At 69.1% G+C, this 13,069-nt stretch carries 13 protein-coding genes; all 13 read left to right on the top strand.

All coding sequences use genetic code 11. The features are described 5' to 3' along the window. Positions 1–25: 25 nt before the first annotated feature. The 13 genes from prmC (at position 26) to atpD (ending at position 12,995) form a co-directional block, all read left to right on the top strand. Positions 26–871 carry a peptide chain release factor N(5)-glutamine methyltransferase gene (gene prmC, locus ACFVHO_RS10570; RefSeq protein WP_289945807.1) on the top strand — a complete coding sequence of 282 codons (846 nt, stop codon included), beginning with the start codon at positions 26–28 and terminating at the stop codon, positions 869–871. Positions 872–944: 73 nt separating this feature from the next. After that, a complete protein-coding gene (locus ACFVHO_RS10575; RefSeq protein WP_385712184.1) occupies positions 945–1,592 on the top strand; it encodes an L-threonylcarbamoyladenylate synthase in 648 nt (215 codons plus the stop codon). Further along, the gene (locus ACFVHO_RS10580) at positions 1,589–2,293 is read left to right on the top strand and encodes a protein-tyrosine-phosphatase (protein WP_385712186.1); all 705 of its coding nucleotides are present in this window, start codon (positions 1,589–1,591) and stop codon (positions 2,291–2,293) included. The genes ACFVHO_RS10575 and ACFVHO_RS10580 overlap by 4 nt, the downstream gene beginning before the upstream one ends. A gap of 291 nt (positions 2,294–2,584) precedes the next feature. Then, positions 2,585–3,859: a serine hydroxymethyltransferase gene (gene glyA / locus ACFVHO_RS10585; RefSeq protein ID WP_385712188.1), complete on the top strand. Its 1,275-nt coding sequence runs from the start codon at positions 2,585–2,587 to the stop codon at positions 3,857–3,859. 102 nt (positions 3,860–3,961) lie between these two features. Then, positions 3,962–5,395 carry an MraY family glycosyltransferase gene (locus ACFVHO_RS10590; protein WP_385712190.1) on the top strand — a complete coding sequence of 478 codons (1,434 nt, stop codon included), beginning with the start codon at positions 3,962–3,964 and terminating at the stop codon, positions 5,393–5,395. A gap of 260 nt (positions 5,396–5,655) precedes the next feature. After that, positions 5,656–6,117, top strand: coding sequence for a hypothetical protein (locus ACFVHO_RS10595; protein ID WP_380847844.1), 462 nt, complete (start codon positions 5,656–5,658; stop codon positions 6,115–6,117). A 276-nt stretch (positions 6,118–6,393) separates the two neighbouring features. Further along, the gene (gene atpB, locus ACFVHO_RS10600; RefSeq protein ID WP_380848230.1) at positions 6,394–7,164 is read left to right on the top strand and encodes a F0F1 ATP synthase subunit A; all 771 of its coding nucleotides are present in this window, start codon (positions 6,394–6,396) and stop codon (positions 7,162–7,164) included. A gap of 74 nt (positions 7,165–7,238) precedes the next feature. Then, positions 7,239–7,484: an ATP synthase F0 subunit C gene (gene atpE / locus ACFVHO_RS10605; protein WP_030361206.1), complete on the top strand. Its 246-nt coding sequence runs from the start codon at positions 7,239–7,241 to the stop codon at positions 7,482–7,484. A 41-nt stretch (positions 7,485–7,525) separates the two neighbouring features. Next, complete coding sequence (locus ACFVHO_RS10610; protein ID WP_030361207.1) at positions 7,526–8,074, top strand: F0F1 ATP synthase subunit B; 549 nt, start codon at positions 7,526–7,528, stop codon at positions 8,072–8,074. Next, positions 8,071–8,904: a F0F1 ATP synthase subunit delta gene (locus ACFVHO_RS10615; RefSeq protein WP_385712194.1), complete on the top strand. Its 834-nt coding sequence runs from the start codon at positions 8,071–8,073 to the stop codon at positions 8,902–8,904. The genes ACFVHO_RS10610 and ACFVHO_RS10615 overlap by 4 nt, the downstream gene beginning before the upstream one ends. A 118-nt stretch (positions 8,905–9,022) precedes the next feature. Beyond that, entirely contained in the window at positions 9,023–10,615 is a 1,593-nt protein-coding gene (gene atpA, locus ACFVHO_RS10620; RefSeq protein WP_030361209.1) for a F0F1 ATP synthase subunit alpha, read from the top strand. 20 nt (positions 10,616–10,635) lie between these two features. Further along, positions 10,636–11,553: a F0F1 ATP synthase subunit gamma gene (locus ACFVHO_RS10625; RefSeq protein WP_385712196.1), complete on the top strand. Its 918-nt coding sequence runs from the start codon at positions 10,636–10,638 to the stop codon at positions 11,551–11,553. After that, positions 11,553–12,995, top strand: a complete 1,443-nt coding sequence (atpD, locus tag ACFVHO_RS10630) for a F0F1 ATP synthase subunit beta (protein WP_385712198.1) — start codon at positions 11,553–11,555, stop codon at positions 12,993–12,995. The genes ACFVHO_RS10625 and atpD overlap by 1 nt, the downstream gene beginning before the upstream one ends. Positions 12,996–13,069: the final 74 nt, after the last annotated feature.

The raw sequence follows: 13,069 nt of genomic DNA on the forward strand, positions 1-13,069 counted from the left end.
CGACGAACCGCCCCGGAGGACCAGCGTGAACCTGCTGCTCGCGGAAGTGGCCCAGGCCACCCAGCGGCTGGCCGACGCCGGCGTGCCCTCGCCGCGCAACGACGCGGAGGAGCTCGCCGCCTTCGTGCACGGCGTGAAGCGGGGCGAGCTGCACTCCGTCAAGGACGCGGACTTCGACGCCCGCTACTGGGAGACCATCGCGCGCCGCGAGGCCCGCGAGCCCCTCCAGCACATCACCGGCCGCGCCTTCTTCCGCTACCTGGAGCTCCAGGTCGGTCCCGGCGTCTTCGTGCCCCGCCCCGAGACCGAGTCGGTCGTCGGCTGGGCCATAGACGCCGTCCGGGCGATGGACGTCGTCGAGCCGCTGATCGTCGACCTGTGCACCGGCTCGGGCGCCATCGCCCTCGCCATGGCGCAGGAGGTCCCGCGCTCGCGCGTGCACGCCGTGGAGCTGTCCTCGGACGCGCTGCCGTGGACGCGCAAGAACGTCGAGGGGTCCAGGGTCGACCTGCGCCAGGGCGACGCGCGCGACGCGTTCCCCGAACTCGACGGCCAGGTCGACCTCGTCATCTCCAACCCCCCGTACATCCCGCTGACGGAATGGGAGTACGTTGCGCCGGAGGCCCGGGACTACGATCCCGAACTCGCCCTGTTCTCCGGCGAGGACGGTCTCGACCTGATCCGCGGCATCGAGCGCACCGCGCACCGGCTGCTGCGGCCCGGCGGGGTCGTCGTGGTCGAGCACGCGGACACCCAGGGCGGCCAAGTGCCGTGGATCTTCACGGAGGAGCGGGGCTGGGCGGACGCCGCCGACCACCCCGACCTGAACAACCGGCCGCGGTTCGCGACCGCCCGCAAGGCGCTGCCGTGACCACTGCGGCGACGAGGAAGACGATGCACGTGATGTACGCCGACGAGACGTACGTGTATGAGGAGGCCAGCTGATGGCACGGCGATACGACACCAACGACGCGACCGACCGTTCGACCGGTCTGCGCGAGGCCGCGTCCGCCGTCCGCCGTGGCGAGCTGGTCGTCCTGCCCACGGACACCGTGTACGGCATCGGCGCCGACGCCTTCAGCCCCGAGGCGGTCGCCGACCTCCTCGACGCCAAGGGCCGCGGCCGCTCCATGCCGACGCCCGTCCTCATCGGCTCCCCGAACACCCTGCACGGCCTCGTCACGGACTTCTCCGAGTCCGCCTGGGAGCTCGTCGACGCCTTCTGGCCGGGGGCCCTCACCCTCGTCGCCCGGCAGCAGCCCTCCCTCCAGTGGGACCTCGGCGACACCCGCGGCACCGTCGCCATCCGCATGCCCCTGCACCCCGTCGCCATCGAGCTGCTCACCGACGTCGGCCCGATGGCCGTGTCCTCCGCCAACCTCACCGGGCACCCGGCGCCGGAGGACTGCGACGCCGCCCAGGAGATGCTCGGCGACTCCATCTCCGTCTACCTCGACGGCGGCCCCACGCCCGGCATCGTGCCCTCCTCCATCGTGGACGTGACCGGCAAGGTCCCCGTCCTGCTGCGCGCCGGCGCGCTCGACGCGGACGAACTGCGCAAGGTCGTACCCGACCTCGAGGTGGCCAATTGAGGGCCCCTGAGCCGGGGCGTGGCATAGCGGGGCGCGGCGAGCCCACCGAGCACTCGGTGTCCTTCGGTTCCCTCGGAGCCGCGGGCACACCCGGCAGCTTCCGCATCCTCCACGTCAGCACCGGCAACGTCTGCCGCTCGCCCATCACCGAGCGGCTGACCCGGCATGCCCTCACCGACCGGCTCGGCGATCCCCTCACCGGGGGGCTCGTCGTCGAGAGCGCCGGGACCTGGGGGCACGAGGGCGCGCCCATGGAGACCAACGCCGAGGCCGTCCTCGCGGACTTCGGCGCCGACGCCTCCGGCTTCGTGGGGCGTGAGCTCCTCGACGACCACGTCATCCGGGCCGACCTCGTCCTCACCGCCACCCGGGACCACCGGGCGCAGGTCATCTCCATGGGGCACTCCGCCGGGTTGCGCACCTTCACCCTGAAGGAGTTCACCCGGCTCGTGCGCGCCATAGATCCGGCCACGCTGCCCGACCCCGACGGCACCGACGGCATCGTCGAGCGCGCCCGCGCCCTCGTCCGTGCCGCCGCCGCCCTCCGCGGCTGGCTCCTCGCCCCCTCCGCCGAGGCCGACGAGGTCTACGACCCCTACGGCGCGCCCCTCCCCTTCTTCCGCTCCGTCGGCGGCGAGATCCAGCAGGCCCTCGAGCCGGTGGTGACGGCGCTGACGGGGGTGCCGGCGGCGCGGGCGTAGTGCCCTCGCGGGGGCGCCCCAGTCCCGCCCCTTCTCCGAAACCGGGGCTCCGCCCCTGGGCCCCGGGGGTGGGTGTCCCGTTCGGGTGGGACAGCCTCCGCCGAATCGCCGCTTCGCGGCTCGTCCTCAATCGCCGGACGGGCTAGATGATGTGCGGGTAAGTTTCAGCCCCTCCGGCGTTTGAGGAGCGGGGTCTGGGGCGGAGCCCCAGTTTCGGGAAAGGGGCGGGTTTGGGGACCCCGCGGTAGCGCCCACCGCGCAGCACCCCCACCCCCGGCCTACATTGGAAAGATGACGACGGCCGACGCGGGACCCGCCGCCGCTGCGGCGGCGTACGCGGGGCTGCGGCGGCAGGACCCGGAGCTGGCCGACGTGGTGCTCGGCGAGCTGGCGAGGCAGTCGAGCGGCCTGCAGCTGATCGCGGCGGAGAACTTCACGTCGGAGGCGGTCCTGACGGCCCTGGGCTCACCGCTGGCGAACAAGTACGCGGAGGGGTACCCGGGAGCCCGCCACCACGGCGGCTGCGAGCTGGTGGACGTGGCGGAGCGCATCGCCACGGACCGCGCGAAGGCCCTGTTCGGCGCCGACCACGCGAACGTACAGCCGCACTCGGGATCCGCGGCCGTCCTGGCGGCGTACGCGGCCCTGCTGCGCCCGGGGGACACGGTCCTGGCGATGGGCCTGCCGTACGGCGGCCACCTCACGCACGGGTCGCCCGCGAACTTCTCGGGCCGCTGGTTCGACTTCGTGGGGTACGGCCTCGATCCGGAGACGGAGCTGATCGACTACGAGGAAGTGCGGGCGCTGGCGCGCAGACACCGGCCGAAAGCCATCGTGTGCGGCTCGATCGCCTACCCCCGGCACATCGACTACGCGGCGTTCCGCGCCGTCGCGGACGACGTGGGCGCCCATCTGATCGCCGACGCGGCCCACCCCGTGGGCCTGGTGGCGGGCGGCGCGGCGCCGAACCCGGTGCCGTACGCGGACGTGGTGTGCGCGACGACGCACAAGGTCCTGAGGGGCCCGCGCGGCGGCATGATCCTCTGCCGGGGGGAGCTGGCGGAGCGGGTGGACCGGGCGGTGTTCCCGTTCACGCAGGGCGGCGCCCAGATGCACACGATCGCCGCCAAGGCGGTGGCGTTCGGCGAGGCGGCGACACCGGCCTTCACGGCGTACGCGCATCAAGTCGTGGCGAACGCAAAGGTGTTGGCGCAGGCGCTGGCGGGGGAGGGGTTCGAGATCAGCACCGGTGGCACGGACACGCATCTGATTCTGGCCGATCCGGCCCCGCAGGGGGTGACGGCGGCGGTGGCCCGCGGCCGTCTCGCCGCGGCCGGCCTCGTCCTGGACACCTGCGCGCTCCCGCACGGCGACGGCCGGGGGCTGCGGCTCGGCACGGCGGCCGTCACCACACAGGGCATGGGCGAGGGTGAAATGGCAAGAATCGCCGCGCTGTTCGCGGGCGCGGTCCGTGAGGAGGCCAAAGTCAGGGACACGGTGCGGGAACTGGCGGGCCGATTTCCGCCGTATCCGAGTGCGGGGAGAGGCCGATCCGTACCCGTGTAGCGGACTTGTGCAACGATCGTCGCTACCCAGACGTCCCCAACCTTATGCGCGCGAAGCTAGGGTGTGGTGCTGAGATGGCCAGCGATACCTGTGGGGAAGCCCGTGCGTGAATATCTGCTGACGCTCTGCATCACGGCCGCGGTGACCTATCTGCTGACCGGCCCGGTGCGGAAGTTCGCGATCGTGGCCGGCGCCATGCCGGAGATCCGCGCGCGCGACGTGCACCGGGAGCCGACGCCCCGGCTCGGCGGAATCGCGATGTTCTTCGGGCTGTGCGCGGGGCTCCTGGTCGCCGACCACCTGCCGAACCTCAATGAGGTCTTCACGAAGTCGAACGAGCCGCGCGCGCTGCTCTCCGGCGCCGCGCTGATCTGGCTCATCGGCGTCCTCGACGACAAGTTCGAGATCGACGCGCTGATCAAGCTCGGCGGCCAGATGATCGCCGCGGGTGTGATGGTGATGCAGGGTCTGACGATCCTGTGGCTGCCCATCCCGGGCGCGGGGACGGTGTCCCTCACCCAGTGGCAGGGCACGCTCCTCACGGTCGCCCTGGTGGTCATCACGATCAACGCGGTGAACTTCGTCGACGGCCTGGACGGCCTGGCGGCGGGCATGGTGTGCATCGCGGCCGCGGCGTTCTTCATGTACGCGTACCGGATCTGGTACGGGTACGGGATCGAGGCCGCCGCCCCCGCCACGCTCTTCGCGGCCATCCTGATGGGCATGTGCCTGGGCTTCCTGCCGCACAACATGCATCCGGCCAGGATCTTCATGGGCGACTCGGGATCGATGCTCATCGGTCTGGTGCTCGCCGCCGGTGCCATCTCCATCACCGGGCAGGTCGACCCGGACGCGATGAAGCTGAACCTCGGCGGCACCCGCGACGCGACGCACGCGATGCTCCCCGTCTTCATCCCGCTGCTCATGCCGCTGACGATCATCGCGATCCCGTTCGCGGACCTGGTGCTCGCCATCGTGCGCCGCACCTGGAAGGGCCAGTCGCCGTTCGCCGCCGACCGCGGCCATCTGCACCACCGGCTGCTCGAGGTCGGCCACTCGCACAGCCGCGCCGTCCTGATCATGTACTTCTGGTCGGCCCTGATCGCCTTCGGCACGGTCGCCTACTCGGTGCACTCCACGAGCATGTGGATCCTGCTCCTGATCGTCTTCCTCAGCGCGGTCGGCCTCGCCCTGCTCCTGCTGCCCCGCTTCACCCCGCACACCCCCGGCTGGGCGGAGAGCTTCGTGCCGCCGCGGTACCGGCGCAGGCGGGCGGCGCTCGCGGAGGCGGCGGCCGCCGAGGCCGTGTACGGGACGCGGGGGGCCGCTGTGGCCGCCGGGTCCGGTGCGGCCGCCGGAGCCGCGGAGACGGCCGGGGAGGGCGCTGGGGAGTCCACCGGGGTCGACGCGTCCGTCGCCGCCGACGATGCGGACGGGCGGTCCCGTCGTCCGGTCGGCGCGGGTGTCAACGGCGCGACGGCGCTCGGCACCCGCCCGCGCTTCCTGGACCGGCGCAAGGCCGGTTCGTCGCGTTGACGCGACCGCCAAACCGTCCCATTACCAGACAACTCGCCCGCTCGCGTGCACAGACGCGCGGATTACTTCTCATGTGTGACGGCGGGCACACCTGACAGGTAAAGACCTCATCAAATAGTTTGTGATACCGTTCACGAAACCCGGCGACAGAGCCGAAGGACCGTAGTGCGACGGTCTCTTGGCCCGAGGACCCCACTCGGACCGGGTCTACGCTCGTCCATGACGACACCCTGCCCCCATCTGTAAGCGGAGTTGCCGCCATGCCGTCTCAAGACACCCGGAATCTCCTGCAGTGCGCCGTGCCCACGGCTGCCGTCGGCGCGATCATCGCCGTCGTCAGCGGCGTGGTCTCGGGCGGCAAGGGAGCAATCGGCGCTGTCGTCGGCACCGCGGTGGTCGTCGCCTTCATGGGGCTCGGTGTGTACGTCCTCCAGCGGACGGCAAAATCGCTTCCGCAGTTGTTCCAGGCGATGGGCATGATGCTCTACGTCGCCCAGCTGCTGCTGCTTCTCATCTTCATGGGCCTGTTCAAGGACACCACCTTGTTCAACCCGAAGGTCTTCGCGCTCGCTCTCGCCGTCTCGACCGTCGTGTGGATGGCGTCACAGGCTCGCGCGCACATGAAGGCCAAGATCTTCTACGTCGACCCGGAACCCGAACCTTCCTCCGCCAACTCTTCCGAGAAGAGCGAAAAGGCGGAGAAGTCGGGGTCCACGACGTGAGTGGTAGGGCCGGGATAAATGCCCGTTCGAGATCCTGCTATCGTCCGGTGCCAACTGCGGCACTGCAGGCGCGGGCATCTGAGCTGACGCCTGCACCATCGCGAGGCTCGATGCCTGTCCGCCGCTCACACTTCCGAATCACCAGTCCGGTGCCGACCCGCGGCTGCGCGCCGCGCCGACACGACAACGAGGTTGCCGTACCTATGCGTCACGCCGAAGGAGCCCGCGGTGAGTGCTGACCAAACTGAGCTCGCCTTCAACTGGAGCTGTCGGATCATGTCCGACAACGGCTGTGGCTTCCCGGCTCCGGGCCTGCACTCGTTCCTCTTCAAGCCGATCTTCACGGTCGGCGGGTTCGAGTTCAACAAGGTGATGCTGCTCGCCCTGATCTCGACCGCGCTCGTGGTGACCTTCTTCTACGCCGCGTTCGGCAAGGCGAAGATGGTCCCGGGCAAGGTCCAGATGATCGGCGAGGCCGGCTACGACTTCGTACGCCGCGGGATCGTTTACGAGACCATGGGCAAGAAGGACGGCGAGAAGTACGTCCCCCTGATGGTCTCGCTGTTCTTCTTCATCTGGATCATGAACATCTGGTCGGTGATCCCGCTGGCCCAGTTCCCGGTGTCGTCGGTCATCGCCTACCCGTTCGTCCTCGCGGGCATCGTGTACTTCGTCTGGGTCCCCCTGACGTTCAAGCGCCACGGCTTCGTCGGCGGCTGGAAGAACATCACCGGCTACGACAACTCGCTGGGCCCGATCAAGTGGCTCGTCGCGTTCATCGAGTTCTTCTCGAACCTCCTCGTGCGCCCCTTCACGCACGCGGTGCGACTCTTCGCCAACATGTTCGCCGGTCACCTGATGCTGGTGATGTTCACCGTCGCCTCCTGGTACCTCCTGAACAGCTGGCTGATCCCGGCCGCCGGTGTCTCCTTCGTGATGACCATCGCGATGATCGGCTTCGAACTCTTCGTGCAGGCCGTCCAGGCGTACGTCTTCGTGCTCCTCGCCTGCTCCTACATCCAGGGCGCTCTCGCCGAGCATCACTGAGCACCCTCCCCGCAACCCCCTAAGCGCCCGGTGGCCAACCCCCACCGGTCCAAGAAAGAGAAGGAAGTAACGGCATGTCCGCGACTCTCGAGCTCGCCGCCCTCGAAGGCAACATCAAGGCCCTCGGCTCCATCGGCTACGGCCTCGCGGCCATCGGCCCCGGCATCGGTGTCGGCATCGTCTTCGGCAAGGGCACCGAGGCGCTCGCCCGTCAGCCCGAAGCCGCTGGTCTGATCCGTGCCAACCAGATCCTCGGTTTCGCCTTCTGTGAGGCGCTCGCCCTGATCGGCATCGTCATGCCGTTCGTCTACGGCTCCTGATCGCCGCAGACGAATAGTCCCGTTCGACGAAAGGCACTGATGTGATCGCCAACCTGGTTCAGCTGGCGGCCGAGGAAGAGCAGAACCCGCTCATTCCTCCGGGCCCCGAGCTGCTTGTCGGCGCCATCGCCTTCGCCATCGTTTTCTTCTTCTTCTGGAAGAAGCTCATCCCGAACATCAACAAGGTTCTGGACGAGCGCCGGGAGGCGATCGAAGGCGGTATTGAGAAGGCCGAGGCCGCTCAGACCGAGGCCCAGAGCGTCCTCGAGCAGTACAAGGCTCAGCTCGCCGAGGCCCGCCACGAGGCCGCGCGGCTGCGCCAGGAGGCGCAGGAGCAGGGCGCCCAGCTCATCGCCGAGATGCGGGCCGAGGGCCAGCGGCAGCGCGAGGAGATCGTCGCCGCCGGTCACACCCAGATCGCGGCCGACCGCAAGGCCGCCGCGCAGGCGCTGCGCCAGGACGTGGGCCAGCTGGCCACCGAACTGGCCGGCAAGCTCGTGGGCGAGTCCCTCGAGGAGCACGCCCGGCAGAGCCGCACCATCGACCGCTTCCTCGACGACCTCGACGCGAAGGCAGAGGCAACTCGATGACGGCCCAGTCAGCGCACGGAGCCAGCCGCGAGGCCCTGGCCGCCGCGCGTGAGCGTCTCGACGCGCTGACCGACAACACCTCGGTCGACGCGAAGCAGCTCGCGGACGAGCTGGCCGCGGTCACCGCGATGCTCGACCGCGAGGTCTCGCTGCGTCGGGTCCTGACCGACCCCGCGCAGTCCGGAGAGGCCAAGGCGGAACTGGCCGGGCGCCTGCTCGGCGGCAAGGTCGGCGGCGAGACCGCCGACCTGGTGGCCGGCATGGTGCGCTCCCGCTGGTCGCAGTCGCGCGACCTGGTGGACGGCCTGGAGGAGCTGACCAACCTCGCCGACCTGACCGCCGCGCAGAAGTCGGGCGCGCTGGACGGCGTCGAGGACGAGCTCTTCCGGTTCGGCCGGATCGTCTCCTCGAGCACCGAGCTGAGGTCGGCGCTCACCGACCGGGCCGCGAACGCCACCGCCAAGAGCGGCCTCGTGCGCGGTCTGCTCGACGGCCGGGCGGACGTCGTCACGGAGCGTCTGGTCGAGCGTCTTGTGACCGTGCCCCGTGGACGTAGCCTGGAGGAGGGCCTCGAGTCCCTCTCCAAGCTGGCCGCGGACCGCCGGCAGCGCATGGTCGCCGTCGTCACCTCCGCCGTTCCGCTGTCGGACCAGCAGAAGCAGCGGCTCGGCACGGCGCTCGCGAAGATCTACGGGCGTCAGATGCACCTGAACCTCGACGTGGACCCGACGGTCCTCGGCGGGATCCGGGTGCAGGTGGGCGACGAGGTCATCAACGGCTCCATCGCGGACCGCATCGAGGACGCGCACCGCCGTATGGCGGGCCAGTAACTCAACAAGCAAGATCGACGGCCCTGGTTGGGCCGTGCACAGGATGCAAAGTTTCTGGGGGGAGCCCCCAGATCCCCCAAAGAAACTTCGGGCCCAACAAGGAGAGCAGGGAACCCAGATGGCGGAGCTCACGATCCGGCCGGAGGAGATCCGGGACGCGCTGGAGAACTTTGTCCAGGCGTACAAGCCGGACGCGGCCTCGCGCGAGGAGGTCGGTACGGTCACCCTGGCCGGCGATGGCATCGCGAAGGTCGAGGGCCTGCCCTCGGCCATGGCCAACGAACTGCTGAAGTTCGAGGACGGGACCCTTGGTCTCGCGCTGAACCTGGAAGAGCGCGAGATCGGTTCGATCATCCTCGGTGAGTTCAGCGGCATCGAGGAGGGTCAGTCGGTGCAGCGCACCGGCGAGGTCCTTTCGGTCGCGGTGGGCGAGGGTTACCTCGGCCGCGTCGTCGACCCGCTCGGCAACCCGATCGACGGCCTCGGCGAGATCGAGACGTCCGGCCGCCGCGCCCTTGAACTGCAGGCCCCCACGGTCATGCAGCGCAAGTCGGTGCACGAGCCGATGGAGACCGGCTACAAGGCCGTCGACGCGATGACCCCGATCGGCCGCGGTCAGCGTCAGCTGATCATCGGTGACCGCCAGACCGGCAAGACCGCCCTGGCCGTCGACACGATCATCAACCAGCGCGACAACTGGCGCTCCGGTGACGTGAACAAGCAGGTCCGCTGCATCTACGTCGCCATCGGTCAGAAGGGCTCCACCATCGCCTCCGTGCGCGGTGCCCTGGAAGAGGCCGGCGCCCTGGAGTACACGACCATCGTCGCCGCCCCGGCGTCCGACCCGGCCGGCTTCAAGTACCTGGCGCCATACACCGGTTCGGCCATCGGCCAGCACTGGATGTACGAGGGCAAGCACGTCCTCATCGTCTTCGACGACCTGTCGAAGCAGGCCGACGCCTACCGCGCCGTGTCCCTGCTGCTCCGTCGCCCGCCGGGGCGCGAGGCCTACCCGGGTGACGTCTTCTACCTGCACTCCCGTCTGCTCGAGCGCTGCGCGAAGCTCTCGGACGAGATGGGCAAGGGCTCGATGACCGGTCTGCCGATCGTCGAGACCAAGGCGAACGACGTCTCGGCGTTCATCCCGACCAACGTCATCTCCATCACCGACGGCCAGTGCTTCCTGGAGTCGGACCTGTTCAACGCCGGTCAGCGTCCCGCGCTGAACGTCGGTATCTCCGTCTCCCGAGTCGGTGGTTCCGCGCAGCACAAGGCGATCCGTCAGGTCTCCGGCCGACTGCGTGTGGACCTCGCCCAGTTCCGTGAGCTGGAGGCGTTCGCCGCCTTCGGTTCCGACCTGGACGCCGCGTCCAAGGCGCAGCTGGAGCGTGGCCAGCGCATGGTCGAGCTGCTCAAGCAGCCGCAGTACCAGCCGATGGCCACCGAGGACCAGGTCATCTCCGTCTGGGCCGGCACCACCGGCAAGATGGACGACGTACCGGTCAACGACATCCGGCGCTTCGAGCGCGAGCTGCTCGACTACCTGCACCGCAAGGAGCAGGGCCTGATGACCTCCATCAAGGAGGGCGCCAAGATGTCGGACGACACGATCACGGCCATCGGTGACGCCGTCGCGGAGTTCAAGAAGCAGTTCGAGACCTCGGACGGCAAGCTTCTCGGCGAGGACGTTCCTGCCGCTGCCGGCAAGTGACGACGGAAGGGACCTGACTCATGGGAGCCCAGCTCCGGGTCTATAAGCGTCGCATCAAATCCGTCACCGCGACCAAGAAGATCACCAAGGCGATGGAGATGATCGCCGCCTCGCGCGTCGTCAAGGCGCAGCGCAAGGTGGCGGCCTCCACGCCGTACGCGACCGAGCTGACGCGCGCGGTCACGGCGGTGGGCACCGGCTCGAACACCAAGCACCCGCTGACGACCGAGCCGGAGACGTCGACGCGTGCCGCGGTGCTGCTCCTCACGAGCGACCGCGGTCTCGCCGGCGCCTTCAACTCCAACGCCATCAAGGCCGCGGAGCAGCTGACCGCGCGCCTCGAGGCCGCGGGCAAGGAGGTCGACGTCTACGTCGTCGGCCGCCGCGGTGTGGCCCACTACAACTTCCGCGAGCGCAAGATCGCGAAGCAGTGGACCGGCTTCACCGACCAGCCCGAGTACGCGGACGCCAAGGCGGTCGCGGGTCCGCTGATCGAGGCCATCGAGACGGAGACGGCCGAGGGCGGCGTGGACGAGCTCCACATCGTCTACACCGAGTTCGTGTCGATGATGACGCAGACGGCGGTCGACGGCCGCCTGCTGCCCCTCAGCCTCGACGAGGTGGCCGAGGAGTCGACGGCGAAGGACGAGATCCTGCCGCTGTTCGACTTCGAGCCGTCGGCGGAGGACGTCCTCGACGCCCTGCTGCCGCGCTACGTCGAGAGCCGCATCTACAACGCGCTGCTGCAGTCGGCTGCCTCCAAGCACGCCGCCACGCGCCGCGCGATGAAGTCGGCCACCGATAACGCCGGAGACTTGATCAACAACCTCTCCCGGCTTGCCAACGCGGCCCGCCAGGCCGAAATCACCCAGGAAATCAGCGAGATCGTCGGCGGCACCGCAGCCCTGTCCGACGCGACCGCGGGGAGTGACAAGTAATGACGACCACTGTTGAGACGGCCGTTGCCACGGGCCGCGTCGCCCGGGTCATCGGCCCGGTCGTCGACGTGGAGTTCCCCGTCGACGCGATGCCGGAGATCTACAACGCCCTGCACGTCCAGGTCGACGACCCGTCGACCGAGGGTGCGAAGAAGACGCTGACCCTCGAGGTCGCCCAGCACCTGGGCGACGGCGTGGTCCGCGCGATCTCGATGCAGCCCACCGACGGTCTGGTCCGCCAGGCCCCGGTGACCGACACGGGCGCGGGCATCTCCGTCCCGGTCGGCGACGTGACCAAGGGCCGGGTGTTCAACACCCTCGGTGAGGTCCTGAACGACGACCCGTCCACGGTCTCCGAGGCCGAGCGCTGGACGATCCACCGCAAGGCCCCGGCCTTCGACCAGCTCGAGTCCAAGACCGAGATGTTCGAGACCGGCCTGAAGGTCGTCGACCTTCTCACCCCGTACGTCAAGGGTGGAAAGATCGGTCTGTTCGGTGGTGCCGGTGTCGGCAAGACCGTGCTGATCCAGGAAATGATCGTCCGTGTGGCCAAGCTGCACGACGGTGTCTCCGTCTTCGCCGGTGTCGGCGAGCGCACCCGTGAGGGCAACGACCTCATGGTCGAGATGGAGGAAGCCGGCGTTCTGGACAAGACCGCGCTGGTCTTCGGCCAGATGGACGAGCCGCCGGGCACGCGTCTGCGCGTGGCCCTGGCCGGTCTGACCATGGCGGAGTACTTCCGCGATGTGCAGAAGCAGGACGTGCTGTTCTTCATCGACAACATCTTCCGCTTCACCCAGGCCGGTTCCGAGGTCTCGACCCTGCTCGGCCGCATGCCCTCCGCGGTGGGCTACCAGCCGAACCTGGCCGACGAGATGGGTCTCCTCCAGGAGCGCATCACCTCGACCCGTGGTCACTCGATCACCTCGATGCAGGCGATCTACGTCCCCGCGGACGACCTGACCGACCCGGCCCCGGCCACCACGTTCGCCCACCTCGACGCGACGACGGTTCTCTCCCGTCCGATCTCCGAGAAGGGCATCTACCCGGCCGTGGACCCGCTGGACTCCACGTCCCGCATCCTGGACCCGCGCTACATCGCGCAGGACCACTACGACGCCGCCATGCGCGTCAAGGGAATCCTGCAGAAGTACAAGGACCTCCAGGACATCATCGCGATCCTCGGTATCGACGAGCTCGGCGAAGAGGACAAGCTCGTCGTGTCCCGTGCCCGTCGTGTGGAGCGCTTCCTCTCCCAGAACACCCACGCCGCCAAGCAGTTCACCGGCGTGGACGGTTCGGACGTGTCCCTCGACGAGTCGATCGCGGCCTTCAACGCGATCTGCGACGGCGAGTACGACCACTTCCCGGAGCAGGCGTTCTTCATGTGCGGTGGTCTCGAGGACCTGAAGAAGAACGCCAAGGAGCTCGGCGTCTCCTGAGCCAAGCAGCTCACCGGGAGAGGGGCGGGTACACCCCGCACGACGGGGTCGTGTCCGCCCTTCTCCCTACGCCC

The sequence above is a fragment of the Streptomyces sp. NPDC127108 genome (assembly GCF_042677545.1).
In the GTDB taxonomy this organism is placed as follows: Bacteria; Actinomycetota; Actinomycetes; order Streptomycetales; family Streptomycetaceae; genus Streptomyces.

Bases quoted from the DNA above. Each gene is read 5' to 3' on its own strand.
- ACFVHO_RS10615 (WP_385712194.1), top strand. From the start codon at position 8,071: ATGACGGCCCAGTCAGCGCACGGAGCCAGCCGCGAGGCCCTGGCCGCC.
- atpA (WP_030361209.1), top strand. From the start codon at position 9,023: ATGGCGGAGCTCACGATCCGGCCGGAGGAGATCCGGGACGCGCTGGAG.
- atpE (WP_030361206.1), top strand. From the start codon at position 7,239: ATGTCCGCGACTCTCGAGCTCGCCGCCCTCGAAGGCAACATCAAGGCC.
- atpD (WP_385712198.1), top strand. From the start codon at position 11,553: ATGACGACCACTGTTGAGACGGCCGTTGCCACGGGCCGCGTCGCCCGG.
- ACFVHO_RS10575 (WP_385712184.1), top strand. From the start codon at position 945: ATGGCACGGCGATACGACACCAACGACGCGACCGACCGTTCGACCGGT.
- ACFVHO_RS10625 (WP_385712196.1), top strand. From the start codon at position 10,636: ATGGGAGCCCAGCTCCGGGTCTATAAGCGTCGCATCAAATCCGTCACC.
- glyA (WP_385712188.1), top strand. From the start codon at position 2,585: ATGACGACGGCCGACGCGGGACCCGCCGCCGCTGCGGCGGCGTACGCG.
- atpB (WP_380848230.1), top strand. From the start codon at position 6,394: ATGTCCGACAACGGCTGTGGCTTCCCGGCTCCGGGCCTGCACTCGTTC.
- ACFVHO_RS10595 (WP_380847844.1), top strand. From the start codon at position 5,656: ATGCCGTCTCAAGACACCCGGAATCTCCTGCAGTGCGCCGTGCCCACG.